The following is a 17,677-nucleotide window of genomic DNA, read 5'->3' as shown; positions in this document are numbered from 1 at the left end:
GTATTGATCTAATAACCTCTCTATGCAGTCTGATATTGGCTATGTAATTTCTGATGTAAAGCAAGACCTGAAGCTGGTAGTAAATCAACCGCCTTCAGAAGAGATTCTGAGTGCTTTAACTACCCTGTTAGAGAAAGGGATAGCCGTTACCCTTGTGGTTTCTCGTGAAGTAGGATTAGTCATAGAAAATAATGTTTTTCTGTTTAATAAATGTCTGGTTTTACTCAAAAAAGGAGCTCAGATATATGTGGTGGAGCATGATTTTATATCATATGCTATAGCTGATTATCAAAATTTATCCATTTATGATGATGCAGGCACCACACCAGCAGATGATTTAACCCAGTACTTAAGAAATACCAGGTCCCTGATAAAGGGAGCGACTCCTTTTCTTCAGGAAGACAATGATATTCAAATTCATTTTGAAGTGAATGATGATATTATCTTTAAAGATGATGAGATTACTTTACGCTGGGAAGTAAAAAATGCGCAAACGGTTATTATTCATGGCATTGGCGAAGTGGATCATATCGGTTATAAAAAGGTAAGGCCTCAGCGCAATACTATATTTAAGTTGGGAGCCTATAATCAGGCGCAAACGAGCTTAAGAACGACTTTTGTAAGTGTGTATGATGATCTTCAAATCAACTATACCTTAAGTGCTGCTCACCCCAAAACACAAAATTATTCTGATTTAGCGGCGGATGCTGAAGGAACTCACGTTTACGGTGTTTCTAAAGGTAATTACGTACGGTTTCAATGGTCGGTTAAAGATTCTAATGCCGTAAGCATATTACCATTCGATTTACAAGGTACCGAAGGGATCTATGGATTCCTGGCAGAAAGGCATACCGAAATCCTAATAGAGGCCGTAGTTCATAATAGGTCGGTCACTCGCAAAATCCAGCTATTAGTTTTTCCTATAAAAGTATTTAGAGATCAATTAATGCTCAATTCAGAAGCTTTGAGTGAGCAGCTTCAAAAAAAGATACCTGATACAGCAGAAATTTTAGAAGAGATAAAAAATAGAAAAGGAATTTATAATCAATCACTTGAGGAAATTAGAAAAGCCCAAGAGCAGCGAGGAACCTATCTGGTGAATCATGCGGATGAATTAATTTTTAATAATTACAATAAAAAATGTAATATTAAATCCATAAATAGGGGTGTTTTTTGTCAATTGAAACGATTATTTAAACGGAAGCCTGGTGTTGCTGATGTTCTTAAATCAATGAAATCTTATTATGAGCAGGAATAATATGGAGGTAGAGGAAGTAAAGCTGAAGCCTTTTATGAGGTTTTTCCTGTTTTGCTCAGCTGCTAATCAGGATCTTCTAAAAAAGTGCCCTTCTTCAGAAAGGAATAAATATGCCGGCGTAGGAGCTACCGTCTTTTTTACCGGTTTATTGGCCGCTTTATCAGGTGGATATGCTATTTATACCGTTTTTAATAGTGTAACTATCGGGGCTCTATTGGGGCTGTTTTGGGGTGGGCTTATTTTTAATTTAGATAGGTTTATTGTTTCTACCATTAAGAAAAATGATAAGAAGTCGGATCAGTGGAAACAGGTGATACCACGCTTATTATTGGCGGTTTTTCTGTCTCTCATTATCTCTAAGCCGTTGGAGTTAAAGATTTTTGAGCAGGAAATCAATGAGCAGCTACACTACACAGGGGTGAAAAAGCTTGAAGACATAGATCAGCTCTATGAGCAGAAAATAGACAAGCGCAGAGCCTCTATAGAAAAGCTAAAAGCCGCCACTAATGCTAAGTTTGAAATTCGGGAAAAGTACTATGAAGAGTATAAATGTGAGTGCGAAGGCAGCTGTGGTACCGGCGAAAAAGGTATAGGTTCTGAATGCTTGAGAAAGGAGCAGAAATACCTGAAGGCTGATGAAGAATATAAGCTGGCTAAAGCTGAAAATGATGAAGAAATACAGACCATACAAGCAATAATAGATGATCTTCATGCAGAAGAAAAGGAGTATAAGCATGAGTTACAGGCCTCTTTCGCTTCTGGTTTACTGGCCAGGTTAAATGCCTTAGGAAATCTGCCTTCAGGTCCGTCATTAGCCATTGTTATGCTACTCATTTGCATAGAAGTGGCGCCTATACTTACCAAGTTACTTTCCCCTTATGGGCCTTATGATCATTTGCTTAAAACTATAGAGTATGATTATGAGATAGATGAAATATCATCGATTAATCTGCGTAACCAGAAGCTCAATAATCAGCTGACTGTCTTGGCTAATGTAGAGCAAGAAAAAGTGGAGCAGCAGATCATTAATAATAAAAGAACATTACAACTGATAGAAGAAGCTCAGGAAGAATTGGTGCGTGAGCAGCTTTCTATTTGGGTAGAGCAGGAAAAGAAAAAGCTCAGGGAAGATATGAAGCGTAAAACAGATCAATATCAGAACACTGATAAAATAATATGAGGGCAGCTTTTTTCTTCTCAATACTATGTTTTTTGTGCTGTGGAATTTCTGTGGCGCAGCAATTTACATTAGAAGACAGTACTTATAGCGGTATAGATACGGTTACTCTTTTACATACCAGGATGAAAGTGTGGGTAATGACAAAGAAGAAATTTCCATTTCAGGTAAATGCAGGAGATAGCTTATTGTACACTTTGAAAAAGGAAAAAGATGTTAAAATGAAATATCGCATAGTTTTTCCTGATAATACAGAGAAGCAGTTCATGATAGACGATCAGGTAGAAAATATGCCACTACCCACTGATGCCGGTGCAGGCACTTATACGCTGGAAATACTCAATAGGAGTCTGAAGAATAATTATGTTACTATCACTTTGAAACAGGCCAAAGGGTGGACGGAAACAACAAAAATCAAGGTACCTATTATTGTAGATTCTGTTACAGTGGCCGTATATGACACCGTTCCTCGGTTAGTCCTTGATGATACTTACTACCTTGGAGCCAGAAGAAATATCAAGGAAGATTATAGGAAAACGGTGGAGTTTGATATTGCTCCAGCGAAAGACAAGGCGCCGCTATACTGGGCCTTTTTAATTGGGTTTGGAAGAGAATATGGTGCTGAGGCAAATAACCAGGTAGATATAAAAACGCAGCAACCCGTGGGAGATCCCTTAGTGGCCTTTTTTATGAAGAATAGGAATGAATTTCCAGAGTCTGAGAGCAAAAAAATTGAATTGTCATTGAAAGGGCCTGGAGTAAATAGTTCATATCATACTACAGCTTATGGTACAGTTAATAAGCACCCGGGGCACTATACTTTGGCTGTAATTAATGATGACGAAGTAGTGGGAGAGTATGTCTATTTTAAAGTAATGGCCTTTGATTTTGTTAAAAGTGGAGAGAAAAAAGTGCCTAAAAAGAAATAATGATTATGAGTAGAGCTTTAATCTTTCTTGTCATATTAAACTTGAGTTCAGTAGCACTTCATGCTCAGCAGGGTTTATTGCAAGGGGCACGGAAAAAGCTTCGGCAAACGGAGCGAGAGACTAACACTGCCAAAAGTGATATGAGGCGCATGGAGCGGTTTTTTAGCTCAGAAAAGAAAACGGTTACTCCTGAAGAAAATGTGGCTGATACTATTGCGTGGGAAAAGGAACGATACATTCCTCAGCGGGGAGTGGTAAATGATTATGCCTATCTCTTTCGCTCACTGCATGGCAAGTATCATCAGGTGAAGTTTAAGAATACCAAGAACCTCAATAAAATAGTTTGGGATTCTACAGACAATCGTTTCTATAATAGGTTAGATAAAATCAATGCGCTTAACAAAGGCGATATTGTATTCGGGTGGCATCCTTACTGGATGAAAGATGATTTCAAGAACTATAATTATAACCTGCTTTCCATCATTTCCTATTATTCTTATGATATAGATCCTAATTCCGGTCTGTATAATGATGCTGATGCCATCAATGACTGGAAAACCACAGCTATGATAGATTCAGCTAAAGCGCATGATGTAAAAGTGCTGTTGAGCATCACTAATTATGGGGCCGCTGAGACTAATGCCTTTTTACAAGATGAGATGCTGTGGGGGCGCATGATAGACTCGGTGGACATGCTATTGAATATGCGTGGCGGAGCCGGTGTAGATATTGATTTTGAAGGTCTTACTGAAAACAACAAAGAAGCATTTACAAGGTTTGTGAAGCAGGTGAAAAGCAAGCTGGGAGATGCACGTATGGTCACAGTTCAGGTGCCAGCCTACAATAATCATGGAGGCATTGACTTTTTTGCTTTGAATGATGTGGTAGACCTCTATGTGGTGCAGGGCTACGATTATAGTCGGGTAGATTGTGGAGGTAAACCGGGGCCGGTGTCACCTTTGCTTACCATCAATAGTAACTGTCCTTGTATTGTAAACACGTTTGATTATTGTATAAGAAATGGACTTAAGCCAGCAAAGGCGATTTTGGGCTTGCCTGCTTACGGTACCGAATGGACATTGAAAGGAAACAGTTGGGATGCTAAAGCTAATTTTGACGGCTATATCACTTATAGCGATGTCATGGCCCGTTATGGTCAAGATTACGAAACTTCTTATGACCCAGTGAGTGGTAGTTCATTTTTTATAGTAGATCAGGGCAAGCAAACTAAGTTGGTTTGGTATGAGAGTTCTGAAGGCTTAGAAATGAAATTTAAATGGGCACTTGATCATGGTATGAAAGGTGCCGCTATCTGGTCATTAGGGTATGATGGCAATCAGCCGGGCATTACTAATGCCATAGCCAAGAGCTTTGGCATGAAGCCATTGCAACGCATAGAACCCATAGATGTGGATAATGGGAGACTTTACGGAATGGTAGAATCCCTGGTAGAGCACAAAAGAGCTATAGGTGTTGGCCTGATTATTATCGTTTATTTCTTTGTATTAGGCCTTTTTATATCACTATTCGATTGGAGGGTACGTGAAATATTTTTCCAAAACTTCACTTATAGAGCCTTGTTCGCAGGGGTAATCATAGTGTTGAGCATTGTGTCTGTGTCTCTGCTGGTTCACCCGGAAGGCGGGTTGGGCGCCTATCTTTTTCCTTTACTGATCGGATTAGTGATAGGGGCAGTCATTGTTTATTTGGTCACAAACAGGTACATCTCTTATAGAAATAAATTGCCTTAGAATATATGAAAAGTACTATAGCGCGAGAGTTTTTATATTTCTTCATAGCCTTGATCACTGCTTTGCCAGTGGGGTTCTTGTTTTTATATCTGATGCATGTGCAGCCTTCAGGAGCAGTACTAACGCCAGACGAAAAGGTGTTGGAAATGGATCTTTTAATAATTGGTGGAGTGCTTGGGTTTATAGGCGTTTACCTCATTCGGCTTACCGTATGGGCGGTAAAAAGGGTTTTAATATCTCAATAAGAATAAGCAATTCATGATACATAACATACTTCCCGTAATAGCCGGAGAACTTAATGAATATCTTAAAACACGATTTAATTCAGTGGAAGATAAGGTGATCTTATCTAATATCATTGATCAGAGCGGAGCCATAGCCATAGAAGGCCATAATAAAATGGTGCTTACTTTAATTAATATATCAGAAGAGGGTACACTAAAGGCCAAAGCCAATCAGCGGTTAATGGGGAGTGCTTTTGTGGATTTCACCCCGTCCATCAGCGTGAACCTTACCATTATGATTTCGGCCTATTTCCAGCCAAGAAATTATGTGGAGTCTCTGAAATATATTTCTGGGGTTATCTACTTCTTTCAGTCGAAACCATTGTTTACAGCACAAAATACTCCAGGTCTTAGCCAGAATGTAGAAAAAATCCATTTTGACATGCTATCTCTGGCACCCCAGGAGCAAATGAACCTTTTTTCTATGACTGGAGCCAAGTATACGCCCACGGTAGTCTACAAAATGAAGATGCTCACCTTTAGTCAGGATAATATCATTGATGAGATCCCTGCTATTAAAGGTTTTGACCTGGAATCATAAGTGTTATGATTTTCAGTTTGTTAAAGTGAAATAGTTAAAATAATTTATATTTAGTTTATGAAAATGTTTTAATAATTATTTTAAACGCTTTTTTTTCATACATTTACTATATTAAACTAAATGCTTCTTTTAGCTACGTGATTAATTTTTTAATGATCTAAACCTTTGAAATACGAAAAGCTTTTTTCGGTAAATTATTTTCACGAGTACTATAGTTCAGGCAAATTCAGGGGAGTAAGGCAGGTTTTAGATGGGAATACAAAGAGTTTACTAAAAAGCTATGGAATTGTACTTCGCGATTTTGATTCAGGATTTTCTTTATTATACAGAGAATCTGAAAACGGCTCTTCTTTGTTAAAAAATATCAAGTCGCCTCTTCGGTTTTGTTTCTTTCTTATAGCTAAAGACACCTCTTTTTATAATTACTCAGACATTTCTACTGCTCTTAATGAGCCTTACTGGTTAACTAATTTAGGTGCTGAAGAGCAGCAACTGCATAAAGGCGATTATTTGGCTGGTGGAGAACAGGTGGTTCTTGTGTCCTCAGTATTAGATATTAAAAATCATTTAAATGCTGTTGGATCCGATTCAGACATTAGCATTAAAAATCTTTACGGTGAAGTCTTTCATCAAAGGGGTTGGGCTTCAATAGATCAGGCTGAATTCAATTTGTTTTTAAAAGAAAGCGGATATCTGAAAATATCTACTCAGGATCAGAATTACTCATTTTACTATAAGCCTTCAGGCCTTAAGCAGTGCATGGCAGTGCTTAATATAGTCATTGAACCAGGCAGTGGAGGTAAGCACCATTTTGATACTATAAAAGGAACAGACTATACAATAAATATAGCTTCCAGGGCTACTACCTGGAAATACAACCTTATTCATCGTGATGATGGAAAATATGCTGAATTCAAAGTGTACTCAGGCAAAAATGAAGTACCACTTAACGATGTGCAGGATAAGATCATGGTCACAGGAGAAAAGGCTTATTATATTGAAACTACAGCTCCTATTCAATTGCAAGAGCGGTATGAAAGGCACATGGAGCTGGAGATGGTAAAGATAGAAGCAGGCAGAAATGTAAAGAAACGGATGAATTTACCCACTCCTGATGTGAACAAGGTAAGGATGCAGGCTGAGCAGGGAGAGATAAGAGCATACTCAGAAATGTATATATATTTTTAATAAAACTATTAGGAAATTATGACTCAAGTATTGGCTACCCCGGGAGTGTATATTGAGGAGAAAAGTGCCTTCCCTAGTTCGGCAGTAGCAGTGGCTACGGCAGTTCCTGCTTTTGTAGGTTATACAGAAAAGGCAGTGAGAGACAATAAGTCTATAAAAAATGTGCCTACACGCATCACTTCATTAGGGGAGTACCATCAGTTTTTTGGTAGAGGTCCTAAAATCACGTATGAAGTGGCGGAGGATGATGAGGCTCAGTTTAATCTTACGGTTAATCCTGACACAAAATATAATCTTTACAATTGTCTAAGGCTCTTTTTTGCCAATGGTGGTTCTACCTGCTATATCGTGTCGGTAGGAGATTATTCTTCAGGTGTTAAAGCATCAGAGCTAAATGATGTGGATAATGAAGGTGGCATACGTACTTTGCTTAAAGAGCCGGAGCCTACCATGTTGGTAATACCTGATGCCGTGCTGCTAGAGGAGGCAGACTGCTATTCTTTACAGCAAGATATGTTGCAGCACTGTGGCTTTGAAATGAAAAGTCGTGTAGCTCTGCTAGATATTTATGGAGGACATAAGGAGCGAACCATGGCTGATGATGATGTAATCACCAAGTTTCGTGAAGGTATTGGTATTAACTTCCTGCAATGGGGGGCGGCCTACTATCCCTGGTTAAGTACTACCATAGTTTCTGCTGATGAAATTAACTATACCAATATTAGTAATGCTGATGGCCTGGCCGCAGTGTTAAATAAGGAAGTGGACGATATGGTGGCTAACGAAGCCATAAAAGAAAAGAGAGCTGAATTAATAAAAGCAGAAATAGAACAACTTTCTAGTGATGATGCTGACGTAACCTCTCTGCACCAAACGCTGAGCGCAGTAAGTCCGCTATATAAAGCTATTATGGCTGAAGTAAGGTCTCAAACCAATATTTTGCCTCCAAGTGTAGGTATGGCTGGTGTACTTTCTATGGTAGATAGTTCAGTAGGCGTATTCCAATCTCCCGCTAATGTTTCTATTGGTTCTGTAATAAAACCAACCGTAAATATTACCCATACTATTCAAGAAGATTTAAACCTTCCTCTAAACGGAAAAGCCATAAACGCTATCAGAAGTTTCCCTGGTAAAGGGGTGCTGGTTTGGGGCGCAAGAACGCTTGACGGTAACAGTCAGGATTGGAGATACCTGTCAGTGAGAAGAACAGTAATCATGATAGAACAATCGCTCAAGGCGGCTTCAGAGGCTTATGTTTTTAAACCCAACGTGGTGAATACCTGGGTAACGGTGAAAGGCATGATGACCAATTTCCTTACTGATCAGTGGAAAAGAGGTGCATTGGCCGGCTCTACTCCAGAAGATGCTTTTAGTGTAGATGTTGGCCTTGGGGTAACCATGACTCCTACTGATGTGCTCGATGGAATTATGAGAATAACAGTGAAACTGGCTGTAACAAGACCTGCTGAGTTTATTGTCATCACCTTCCAACAGCAAATGCAAAAATCATAACCTTTATTAATTAGAAATTTAAAACATTAACATATTAAACCTAAAATACAATGGCAGGAGAAAGTCAAGATAACGTATGGCCATTACCTAAGTTTTACTTCAAAGTAGAGGTAGATGGCGGTATTGCAGCCTCTTTTCAGGAAGTATCTGGCCTGGATATAGAAACAGATGTATATGAGTACAGGCATGGTGATAGCCCCGATTTTTCGACCATAAAAATGCCTGGTTTAAAGAAATCTAGCGATGTAACCTTGAAGAAAGGGATCTTCACTACTGACGTTCAGTTTTTTGAATGGTTCAATGAGATAAAACTCAATACCATTGAAAGAAAAACGGTTACTATTATGTTGCTCAATGAGTCTGGCGATTCTGAAATTGTATGGACGCTGGCCAATGCTTTTCCTAAGCAGGTGCAAGGAACAGACCTTAACTCTACCAGCAGCGATGCCGCTATTGAAACGCTTGTTTTAGCTCATGAAGGATTAACCATTAGTACTCCTTAAGCACAAATAACCGAACAACATGTGTTCATTGGATAGTCTGATGAACACAATTTTTTTTATTAAAGAGCTATAACCTTGGCTAAGAAAAAAACAAATGTAGGTCAGTGGGGAAAGCCTCCCTATTACCCTTTAGTAGGGTTTTATTTTTCTGTAAGTTTTGAAGGAATTACCAATCAGGTAGACTCTAAATTCAGTGAAGTATCAGGTATAACCATGGAGATCACTGATGGCATTACCGTAAAAGAAGGAGGAGAAAACGGAGCGGTATATGAACTTCCCGGTAGGGCTAAGTATTCTGATCTGGTTTTGAAAAGAGGCTTATTAAAGGCAAATACTGACCTTTCTAAATGGTGTATGAGCTTTTTTAGTAATGACTATTCCTCCCCAATGGTTAAAAAAAACATCTATGTTAAGCTTCTTAACCAAACCGGTAAGCCGGTTTTTACCTGGCTGTTTAGCGGTGCACATCCTAAAAAAATGGAGATAGGCGGGTTTAATTCCACCGCCACGGGAGATGCAGCTATAGTTGTAGAGACAATCACCCTGGTGTTTGAGGATTTTAAAATTATCAATTGATAGAAGATGCCTTTAAAAATAAATGAATTTGTAATTCAGGCCAAGTTTGAGGAAGGTGCTGGTTCGGCTCCCGCATCGCGCTCAAAAGCAGTACCGTTGGATATAGAGCTGCTCAAAGAAGATATTATAAAAGAGTGCCTTGATAAGATGGAAGACTATTTAATAAGAAAGGAAAGACGGTAAAGCATGGCGGCGAATAGCGGGAAACGGGTAAAAATGGTTATAGAGGCTTATGAACAGCCTGATTTTACCAGCAGTGCGGGTGACTTTAGCCTTCAAATGAATCCTGAAAAATATGATATTTCTGTTCCTCAAAAAACATATGAAAAGAAGAATGTGCTCAGTAATGGAGAAGTAGCTCCTGGCAATGATTCTGAAAAGCTTGAAGTATTAACCTTTGATTTTTATCTGGATGCTACCGGAATAGTCCCTGGCTGTACTGATGTACATGAAAGTATAGAGAAGCTAAGAAAGCTGGGGTTGGAAATCAATGGAAAAATACATCGTAAAAACTACCTGAAAGTGAGGTGGGATTCTGTACTGGTATTTCCTTGTGTCATGAAGTCTTTAGAAGTGGACTACCTGCTATTTAAACCTGATGGTACTCCGGTAAGAGCGAAATTGTCAGCAGAATTTGAGCAATTTATTGATGCAGAAACACAGGCTAAAATAAATAATACCAGCTCTCCTGACCTTACACATGTGCATACTGTAGTGGCGGGAGATAACCTGCCCTTGCTCTGCTACAAAATTTATGGAGATAGTAAGTACTATCTGCAAGTGGCTGAGTATAATGATATTATCAATTTAAGTTGTTTAAACCCCGGACAAAAAATTATTTTTCCTCCTTTATCTTATGGCAACATCTCCTCTAAATAGTAAAACAGATCTTCCCACTTTTAAAGTACTTGTAGATGGCCAGGCTATAAAAGATTACTATGAAGTAGTAAGCATTTTTATTGAAAAGGAGGTGAACAAGATAAATATCGCTGAGATCGTCATTCTTGATGGCAGCCCCAATGACCAGACCTTTGAGATTAGCGAATCTAATGATTTTGTTCCCGGGAGCACTATTGAGGTAGATCTTGGCTATCACTCTGATGAAACCACTGCTTTTAAAGGGATCATAGTTTCTCAAAATATTAAGGTCAGAAGTTCCATGTCAGGCACAAGATCTATGCTTACCGTGAGGTGTTCTGATGAAGCGGTAAAACTGACTATAGGCCGAAATAGTCGAAATTTCAAAGATAAAAAGGATAGCGATATTATTACTTCCATCCTAGGAGATAGTGGTATTACCAAGACGGTGAGCAGCACTAATAATGTGCATAAAAAAATCATTCAATATAATAGTACCGATTGGGATTTTGTGCTTTCAAGAGCCGAGGTCAATGGTTTTTTAGCTATTTGTGATGATGGTAATTTAAAAATAGGAGCACCTGAACTAAGCGGGTCTACTGTTCTCGACCTCACCTTTGGTGTAGATGTTATCGATTTTCAGGCCGATTTGGAAGCCACCTCTCAGCTGGCCTCTGTGGAATGCCTGAGCTGGGATAGTACCACTCAGAAAATAGTGAAAAGCCAATCTGTAGAGCCTACTGTAAATGAGCAGAGTAACCTTACCGGTAAAAAGCTGTCAGGCGTGGTAGGGTTATCATCTTTCACCATGAGCACTACAGCACCTGAAGAGGCTGCCGTACTGAAAGACTGGGCTAATGCTCGTTTGCAAAAATCACGCTTAGCTAAGGTTAAAGGCTACGTTACTATTCCAGGAAATGCTACGGTTAAGCCCAATGTATTGATATCCTTAGATGGTTTTGGCGCAAGGTTTAATGGAAAGGCCTATGTTTCTAAAGTAGAACATACCTTAGAAAAAGGCGCTTGGGTCACTAAAATTGGCTTTGGGCTGGATGATCAATGGTATGCGGAAACCCGTAAGATAGAGACCCCACTTACGGCCGGCCTTCTGCCTGGAATTTCTGGCCTGCAGATAGGCGTAGTAAAGCAGATAGATCAGGATCCGGATGGTGAATTTAGGGTATTGGTAAATGTGCCGATAATAGAAGAAAGTGGGGATGGTGTATGGGCCAGGCTGTCTGGTTTTTATGCTTCAGACGGCATAGGAAACTATTTCTACCCAGAGGTAAATGATGAAGTAATATTAGGCTTTCTTAATGACGATCCACGATTTCCCATAATATTAGGATCAATGTACGGGAAAAAATTGAAGCCTCCTTATACACCCGATAGCGAGAACAAAACCAAAGGGATAGTTACCAAAAGCGAAATGAAACTCACTTTTGATGAAGATAAAAAGGTAATTACTGTAGAAACTCCTGGCGGTAATAAGATAACTCTTAGTGATGATGCTAAATCTATTACCATGCAGGATCAGAATAGCAATAAAATTGAAATGTCTGATTCAGGAATAGTGATAAATAGCCCGAAAGATATCAAAATATCTGCTTCAGGCAGCTTGAGTGCTGAGGCCACATCTAATGTCACTGTAAAAGCCACAGGAGATGCTTCAGTAACAGGAAACAATGTAAATATAAAGGCCAATATGGCTCTTTCTGCTGAAGGATCAGCTCAGGCAGCGCTTAAGGCTTCCGGGCAGGTAGAGGTGAAAGGAGCCATGGTTATGATCAACTAAAACCCAAAAAATAAAAACTTATGCCACTAGCAGCGAGATTAACAGATATGCACACATGTCCGATGCAAACACCAGGGTTGCCACCTATACCGCATGTGGGAGGTCCTGTAATTGGTCCGGGAGTGCCTACCGTGCTCATAGGAGGGATGCCAGCAGCCGTAATGGGCGATAACTGTGTATGCGTAGGGCCGCCAGACACTATTATCAAAGGATCGGCTACGGTAATGATTGGAGGTAAACCTGCTGCCCGAATGGGCGATACCACGGCACATGGAGGGCAAATAGTACTTGGCTGCCCTACAGTAATGATAGGAGGGTAGGCAATGGGTGCTGATAATTCATTTTTAGGTAGAGGATGGGCATTCCCTCCGGCGTTTGATAAGAAGCTCAAGCGAAGTGTGATGATTGAAGAAGAGGAAGATATTAAACAAAGCCTTTTTATAATATTATCTACTATCCCGGGAGAGCGGATTATGAAACCAAAATTCGGCTGTGGCCTGCACTCTTCTGTTTTTGATACCATGGATAGCCTGGCAGAAAACAGAATGAAAGATGCTGTACGAACAGCCGTGCTTAATTATGAACCCAGAGTAACGCTGCATCAGGTGTTGGTAGATGTGGTAGAAACTTTAGAAGGTGTAGTGAATATCACTTTAGAATATACCATCAGAAAAATTAACGTGAGAACTAATATTGTGTATCCTTTCTACCTTAAAGAAGGTACTAATGTAACCGGCATGTAATGAGGTGATGAATGATAAACTCAGGAACATATTATCGCATGCAAATGGAACCTCTCAGACTGACAGGCTTAATACACTATTGCACCATGAACAGGTAAAAATAGATGAGCGTGAGCTGGCAGACTATCTGGCGCTTTTGTATAAATATGCAGGAGCTATTAAATTCTATAACCTTAAAAATAAGGAAGACGGCAACTGGCAGCCTTTTTTAGCCAGTGATATTACCTTTTTGCTAGCCAGGATTGTAATCATTGATGTTGAAAAAATAGATATTCACTTCAATGAGACGCTATATAGTTTTGAAAATGAGGTAGATAGTGAGAAATCCAGGTTGTATCTCAGAGATCTTTATGAAGAAGTTTGGAAGCTCATAGAGATGGTTAATGAGTGGTATGGCATTTCTAATGAATATAATCTTGGAGAAGGCAATAATGAGCTGGCAGATATTGTGAGGAATGCTATTACTTATAGATTAGGTAGTAAGTACAAGCGTTTTCAGGCTATGGCTCATGCTTTTCATCATTTCACTAATGATAATGAGCTAGCCGGAAGTTATATGCATGGCATGTCCGGACTAGATAAAATCTGGGGTGATCAGGATGATGATGAATATGGCTTAGAAGGTGAAAGCGAACGAGAAAAGTATAGTTACTTAGCCAAGCAGCTTACTTTTCTGTTTAAAGATTTTTTACGGGTCATTACCTATATAGTTAATCTGGCTCCCAAAATCTTAGATCAGTCGCTATCAGAAAATGATCATGCACCACAAAATGCCCTGGTAATAGCTTTTTTAAGGCTTTTTGATCATGTAAAAGGAGATATTAACTCCATACTCAAAAAGCATCTGGATTACTATTATTTTGATAAACTCAAGCAGAAGCTTCATATGTCAGCGCCAGATCAGGTGCATCTGACTTTTGCTTTATCAGATCATATAGAAGGATTTTATTTAGAAAAGGGTACCTTATTTACCGCTGGGCAGGATGAAGAGGGCTATAATTACCTTTATAAAGCAGATGATGATCTGGTTATAAATAAGGCCATTGTATCGGACTTACGAGTTTTGTTTTTGTCTAAGCAACCAATTATTGCCGAAGGAGATAAGTATAAGCTTATTTCTAACATCTATCAGGCAGAAGTGCCGCTGATAGAAGGTCAATCTCCGGTTCCTTTTCCGACTTTAGGAGAAGAGCAATTTACGCTGAAGCAAGACAAAAGAAGCATGCATAGTTCTGAAGTAGGTTATGCTGTTTCCTCTCCAGTCCTGCTTTTGAAAGAGGGGTATCGAAAAATTAAAGTTGACTTTAAGTTTAACCTGAAATCCATGTCTCCCATGGTGTCTTTTCTTGAAGATTTTTCATCTGACGAAAAGATAAGTGCGGAGAGCGCCTTTCAAAAGGTATTTTCTAATTCCTTTGAAATCTACTTGTCTAAGGCTGATGGCTGGTATGAAATTGATGATTATAGAATTGTGCCCGATAAAGGCTGGACCAGCGGTATAATCTCATTTGACTTGGAGCTGGGTATGGCTGATCCTGCTATAACAGGTCTGCCATTAGAGCATCCTGATTATGGGTATTTTGATTCTAAGTGGCCTGTGTTAAAAGTGCTTTTAAGTACCAAGAGAGCCATGTATGCTTATTCTTATCTCAGAGATCTCATTATTGAAGAGTGTGATATTAAGGTGGAGGTTGAGCATATCAAAGGCCTGCAAGTGTTTAATAATTTGGGTAAATTGGATATAAGCAGTCCTTTCTATCCTTTTGGTACCACTCCTGTAGTGGGTTCGTTCATGCTTATTGGTTATGATGAGGTGTTTAAAAAGGATTTAAAAGATCTCACTATAGATCTGGAATGGCATAATTTACCTCGTAAAGAAGGTGGATTTAAAGAATATTATCGGAAGTATAATCAGAATATCACTAATGATTCTTTTAAGGTATCATTAAGAGCCTTATCAGGATATGAGTTTTTTCCCAAATCAAAAGACCGTTTACAATATTACACGCTTTTTGAAGAAGCTGAGGTAATGGAAGGCCAGGTCAGGCAAACCCGGCTTATAGATAAAAATGTAATCAGTCAGGTAGATATTGATGCTTTGCAGATTAGCACTGATTATAATATGGATGAGTTACCAGACTATGATAATACAACCCGGGCTGGCTACCTGAAGTTGGAACTGGTTTCTCCTGAAATGGGCTTTGGACAAGATCTATATCCGGGCCTGTTTGCTAATGAGGTAGTAGAAAAATCCAAGCCATCTAATAAGGAACCATTGGATTTACCAAACGTGCCATTTGCTCCACAGTTGCGCACCATTTATATGGGTTATAAGGCATCCAGCAAGATTTTCTTTAAAAAAACAGCTACCCGAAGAAGTGATCCTGAGGCAGATGAAAAATTCTATCATCTTAATCCTTTTGGAACCAGAGTAGTCTTTAAAAACAGCATTCCTTATGATCATTATCTTTTGCCACAGTTTGATGATAACGGCTACCTTTTTATGGGCTTGTCTAAACTGAACCCTCCGGAAGTTTTAACTATTTATTTCTTGCTGGAGCAGCGTAAGGGGAATGACTGGGGAGCTGAGCTGCCGACACTACACTGGAAGTACCTGGCTAATGATCAATGGATTGATTTTGAGAAAAGCGATATCATCTTTGATAGTACCAATGACTTCACCTCTTCAGGTATTATAAAACTATCGATACCAGATGATATTACTGATACTAACAGCATTTTGCCTTATGGCAAACATTGGATATGTGCTTCTGCCAAAGGTAATGTAGATCTCTTGCCCAAGACCAAAGGGGTTTATACTCAGACCATATCAGCTTCATGGCAGCCGCATAAGCAAGGTGCCCAGTGGACCGCTAATATTCCAGCTGGCACTATTGAAGGTCTACTTACTGCAAGATCAGAAATTGGAGCCGTATTACAGGTGGCTCCTTCTTTTTGGGGGTTCCTGTAGAAACTGAAGATAGGTTTTATGCTCGCGTAAGTGAGCGGTTGCGGCATAAAAACAGGTTGGTTACTCCTTGGGACTATGAACATCTCATTTTATCTCATTTTCCTATGGTGAAAAGAGTAGTTTGTATAACCCCGGCAGATGGTTTTGAAGAAGTAAAAGGAGGGGAAGTAGTGATAGTGGTAGTGCCAGATATTGACCGAAACAGAGCTTTTTATTTACCTAAAATAGATTTTAAGACCTTAGGAGAAATAAGGGGCTTTGTTTTATCGCATGCCTCTCATTTTGTGAGTGTTAAAGTAATGAATCCCGTGTATGAACGGGTGAAGATTAATTGTAATCTCAAATTTAATGATAACAGTAAAAAGGGTGAATACATAACCAGGCTGCACGAGGAACTACAGCAATTTTTATGTCCCTGGTTTTACCGGACCTCTGCCGGCATTCAGTTTTGGGGTTCTGTAAAGCATGAAGAAGTCCTTACATTTCTTGAATCTAGAGAATATGTCACTTTCATAACTAAACTATCGGTAGTGGTGGTGCATCATAGTAGGGAGGAGTACTCTATTTCTGATTCTATGGACGGACCGGGCTTGCTGCGCCCAAGTACTCCCTGGAGCATTTTAGTGCCTATGGAGAAGCATCAAATTAATATAATAGAAAAAACTATTCATGAAGTACCAGAGAAGGCAGCCATTGAGAGCATGCGGCTGGGAGGTGATTTTGTAATTACAGAGAGCCCTGAAGAAAAGTGGGATATGCCCACTTCTGATAAAGACAAGGGTGATGATGCAGACTACTTCATCGTAGAAATTGATATCTGAATATTAAAAGACTAAGGTTATGCCAATCTATAATCGAACTACTCTAAAAAATTTCTTTAAAAATGGAGCCAATCCTACTGAGGTGCATTTTTCTGACCTCATAGACTCTACCATTAATAAGATTGATGACGGCTTTGCCAAAAGCATTGAAGATGGCCTGCAGCTATCACCTCTGGGAGGTAGTAAGAAGGTGATGAGTTTTTATGAAAATGTGAGAGATAAAGAGGCTGATTGGCAGTTTGTGATTAATCCTATAGAAGAGGTCAAGGGCTTAAGTATAGGAGAGGGAGTCAATAAGCATCGACTGTTTTTTCAGAAAAATGGGCGAATTGGAGTAGGTACGCTGTTCCCCAAGGCTAAGTTAGATGTAAAAGGCACCAGCCGTACACAGGTTAGGGTGGGTTCTTACTCTAAAATAAATGCTGTGCCTGCTGATGGAAACTGGCACGCGGCCATAGAAAATCTCACAGATTGTAATGCCTTTGAAATAGTAGCTAAAGTAGCAGCAGGCAAGGGCCGAGGAAAGTATGCTATGGCTCACGCTATTGCTGTAAGTGCATTTGGAACCTCTTCCAGTAAAGTGAAGGTAACACAATCATGGTATGGCAGCTTTTGGAACCGGCTTAAATTTAGATGGAGAGGCACACCAGATAATTACAGGCTGGAGATGCGCACCAGTAGCCATTATGGTATGAATGGAGATAAGCCGTTTTATATCTCTTTTCATGTCTGTAGCCTGTGGGATGACCAATTATTCAATAAGCAATAAA

Annotated in this window: 18 protein-coding genes; all 18 read left to right on the top strand. The window is 39.4% G+C overall.

Features of this window, described 5'->3' with window-relative positions; genetic code table 11:
• The first annotated feature begins 22 nt into the window (after positions 1-22).
• Complete coding sequence (locus LVD15_RS02890; protein WP_233778787.1) at positions 23-1,258, top strand: hypothetical protein; 1,236 nt, start codon at positions 23-25, stop codon at positions 1,256-1,258.
• Positions 1,245-2,438 carry a DUF4407 domain-containing protein gene (locus LVD15_RS02885; protein ID WP_233778786.1) on the top strand — a complete coding sequence of 398 codons (1,194 nt, stop codon included), beginning with the start codon at positions 1,245-1,247 and terminating at the stop codon, positions 2,436-2,438. The genes LVD15_RS02890 and LVD15_RS02885 overlap by 14 nt, the downstream gene beginning before the upstream one ends.
• Before the next feature lie 32 nt (positions 2,439-2,470).
• Positions 2,471-3,364 (top strand): hypothetical protein, encoded by an 894-nt coding sequence (locus LVD15_RS02880; protein ID WP_233778785.1) that lies wholly within the window; start codon positions 2,471-2,473, stop codon positions 3,362-3,364.
• Positions 3,365-3,369: 5 nt separating this feature from the next.
• On the top strand, positions 3,370-5,115 hold the full coding sequence (locus tag LVD15_RS02875) for a glycosyl hydrolase family 18 protein (protein WP_233778784.1): 1,746 nt from the start codon (positions 3,370-3,372) through the stop codon (positions 5,113-5,115).
• 5 nt (positions 5,116-5,120) lie between these two features.
• A complete protein-coding gene (locus LVD15_RS02870) occupies positions 5,121-5,360 on the top strand; it encodes a hypothetical protein (protein WP_233778783.1) in 240 nt (79 codons plus the stop codon).
• A 13-nt stretch (positions 5,361-5,373) separates the two neighbouring features.
• On the top strand, positions 5,374-5,940 hold the full coding sequence (locus LVD15_RS02865) for a Pvc16 family protein (protein WP_233778782.1): 567 nt from the start codon (positions 5,374-5,376) through the stop codon (positions 5,938-5,940).
• 165 nt (positions 5,941-6,105) lie between these two features.
• Entirely contained in the window at positions 6,106-7,128 is a 1,023-nt protein-coding gene (locus tag LVD15_RS02860; RefSeq protein WP_233778781.1) for a hypothetical protein, read from the top strand.
• Positions 7,129-7,146: 18 nt separating this feature from the next.
• Positions 7,147-8,640: a phage tail sheath family protein gene (locus LVD15_RS02855; protein ID WP_233778780.1), complete on the top strand. Its 1,494-nt coding sequence runs from the start codon at positions 7,147-7,149 to the stop codon at positions 8,638-8,640.
• Positions 8,641-8,690: 50 nt separating this feature from the next.
• Positions 8,691-9,143, top strand: coding sequence for a phage tail protein (locus LVD15_RS02850; RefSeq protein ID WP_233778779.1), 453 nt, complete (start codon positions 8,691-8,693; stop codon positions 9,141-9,143).
• 75 nt (positions 9,144-9,218) lie between these two features.
• Positions 9,219-9,719, top strand: coding sequence for a phage tail protein (locus LVD15_RS02845; RefSeq protein WP_233778778.1), 501 nt, complete (start codon positions 9,219-9,221; stop codon positions 9,717-9,719).
• Positions 9,720-9,725: 6 nt separating this feature from the next.
• The gene (locus tag LVD15_RS02840; protein WP_233778777.1) at positions 9,726-9,902 is read left to right on the top strand and encodes a DUF5908 family protein; all 177 of its coding nucleotides are present in this window, start codon (positions 9,726-9,728) and stop codon (positions 9,900-9,902) included.
• 3 nt (positions 9,903-9,905) lie between these two features.
• Entirely contained in the window at positions 9,906-10,598 is a 693-nt protein-coding gene (locus LVD15_RS02835) for a CIS tube protein (RefSeq protein ID WP_233778776.1), read from the top strand.
• The gene (gene vgrG, locus LVD15_RS02830; RefSeq protein WP_233778775.1) at positions 10,576-12,372 is read left to right on the top strand and encodes a type VI secretion system tip protein VgrG; all 1,797 of its coding nucleotides are present in this window, start codon (positions 10,576-10,578) and stop codon (positions 12,370-12,372) included. Before LVD15_RS02835 ends, vgrG begins: the two co-directional genes overlap by 23 nt.
• Before the next feature lie 20 nt (positions 12,373-12,392).
• Complete coding sequence (locus tag LVD15_RS02825) at positions 12,393-12,692, top strand: PAAR domain-containing protein (protein WP_233778774.1); 300 nt, start codon at positions 12,393-12,395, stop codon at positions 12,690-12,692.
• A 3-nt stretch (positions 12,693-12,695) separates the two neighbouring features.
• Positions 12,696-13,115: a GPW/gp25 family protein gene (locus tag LVD15_RS02820; RefSeq protein WP_233778773.1), complete on the top strand. Its 420-nt coding sequence runs from the start codon at positions 12,696-12,698 to the stop codon at positions 13,113-13,115.
• A 7-nt stretch (positions 13,116-13,122) separates the two neighbouring features.
• Entirely contained in the window at positions 13,123-16,086 is a 2,964-nt protein-coding gene (locus LVD15_RS02815; RefSeq protein ID WP_233778772.1) for a baseplate J/gp47 family protein, read from the top strand.
• Positions 16,071-16,907 (top strand): baseplate J/gp47 family protein, encoded by an 837-nt coding sequence (locus tag LVD15_RS02810; RefSeq protein ID WP_233778771.1) that lies wholly within the window; start codon positions 16,071-16,073, stop codon positions 16,905-16,907. The genes LVD15_RS02815 and LVD15_RS02810 overlap by 16 nt, the downstream gene beginning before the upstream one ends.
• Before the next feature lie 19 nt (positions 16,908-16,926).
• Positions 16,927-17,676 (top strand): adhesin, encoded by a 750-nt coding sequence (locus LVD15_RS02805; protein ID WP_233778770.1) that lies wholly within the window; start codon positions 16,927-16,929, stop codon positions 17,674-17,676.
• Position 17,677: the final 1 nt, after the last annotated feature.

Source organism: Fulvivirga maritima, assembly GCF_021389955.1.
Classification (GTDB): domain Bacteria; phylum Bacteroidota; class Bacteroidia; order Cytophagales; family Cyclobacteriaceae; genus Fulvivirga; species Fulvivirga maritima.
The sequence above is the reverse complement of the archived record's forward strand: the minus strand, read 5'-3'. Positions and strand labels throughout refer to the sequence as shown.

Coding starts and splice junctions, on each gene's coding strand:
- LVD15_RS02890 (WP_233778787.1), top strand. CDS start 23: ATGCAGTCTGATATTGGCTATGTAATTTCTGATGTAAAGCAAGACCTG.
- LVD15_RS02885 (WP_233778786.1), top strand. CDS start 1,245: ATGAGCAGGAATAATATGGAGGTAGAGGAAGTAAAGCTGAAGCCTTTT.
- LVD15_RS02875 (WP_233778784.1), top strand. CDS start 3,370: ATGAGTAGAGCTTTAATCTTTCTTGTCATATTAAACTTGAGTTCAGTA.
- LVD15_RS02870 (WP_233778783.1), top strand. CDS start 5,121: ATGAAAAGTACTATAGCGCGAGAGTTTTTATATTTCTTCATAGCCTTG.
- LVD15_RS02865 (WP_233778782.1), top strand. CDS start 5,374: ATGATACATAACATACTTCCCGTAATAGCCGGAGAACTTAATGAATAT.
- LVD15_RS02855 (WP_233778780.1), top strand. CDS start 7,147: ATGACTCAAGTATTGGCTACCCCGGGAGTGTATATTGAGGAGAAAAGT.
- LVD15_RS02850 (WP_233778779.1), top strand. CDS start 8,691: ATGGCAGGAGAAAGTCAAGATAACGTATGGCCATTACCTAAGTTTTAC.
- LVD15_RS02840 (WP_233778777.1), top strand. CDS start 9,726: ATGCCTTTAAAAATAAATGAATTTGTAATTCAGGCCAAGTTTGAGGAA.
- LVD15_RS02835 (WP_233778776.1), top strand. CDS start 9,906: ATGGCGGCGAATAGCGGGAAACGGGTAAAAATGGTTATAGAGGCTTAT.
- vgrG (WP_233778775.1), top strand. CDS start 10,576: ATGGCAACATCTCCTCTAAATAGTAAAACAGATCTTCCCACTTTTAAA.
- LVD15_RS02825 (WP_233778774.1), top strand. CDS start 12,393: ATGCCACTAGCAGCGAGATTAACAGATATGCACACATGTCCGATGCAA.
- LVD15_RS02820 (WP_233778773.1), top strand. CDS start 12,696: ATGGGTGCTGATAATTCATTTTTAGGTAGAGGATGGGCATTCCCTCCG.
- LVD15_RS02815 (WP_233778772.1), top strand. CDS start 13,123: ATGAATGATAAACTCAGGAACATATTATCGCATGCAAATGGAACCTCT.
- LVD15_RS02805 (WP_233778770.1), top strand. CDS start 16,927: ATGCCAATCTATAATCGAACTACTCTAAAAAATTTCTTTAAAAATGGA.